Source organism: Oleiphilus sp. HI0061 (assembly GCF_001635675.1).
Window position 1 is genome coordinate 1 of the sequence record NZ_LWFE01000878.1, and the last position, 490, is coordinate 490.

Below are 490 nucleotides of genomic sequence, written 5' to 3' on the forward strand. Positions count from 1 at the left end.
GAAAATAACAGATCATGCAATTGTATGTGGTGGCGGCGAAATATATAACAGCTTAATCGGCAAAGTTGATACCTTACATATTTCAACTATCGACATTGAGCCCGAGGGGAATATCTATTTCCCGAAAATCCCTAGTAGTTTTAAGCTAGTTTTCACTCAAGACTTCGTGTCCAACATAAATTATAGTTACCAAATATGGCAAAATGATTAAGAGGCCTTGATGCGCCTCCAGTCTTATAGAATAAACTGTTGGGTACGCCTAGATGACAAAGTACGAATTATACCTTTGCGATACAAGTGGAGAGCACACACCTGTTGCAATGTTTATATCCAATACACCTTTTCTACCAGTTTCGGTCGGAGAAAGGTTTGATGACCACGGTTGGGATAGGCTCGATGGTGTTGGACGGATCGCATCCGAACAATCTCCTAAGAGGTATATTGTGCACTCAATTAAGCATACGATACTCACTAAGCAAGATATCTTGAC

Annotated in this window: 2 protein-coding genes; both read left to right on the top strand. The window is 40.4% G+C overall.

Annotation, left to right across the window (positions count from 1 at the left end; translation table 11 throughout):
- Positions 1-211: dihydrofolate reductase (locus tag A3735_RS10405; RefSeq protein ID WP_197485835.1), on the top strand; the 211-nt coding region annotated here is incomplete at its 5' end.
- Positions 212-263: 52 nt separating this feature from the next.
- Positions 264-490 (top strand): hypothetical protein (locus A3735_RS29630; protein WP_156499593.1); only part of this gene is annotated, 227 nt, incomplete at its 3' end.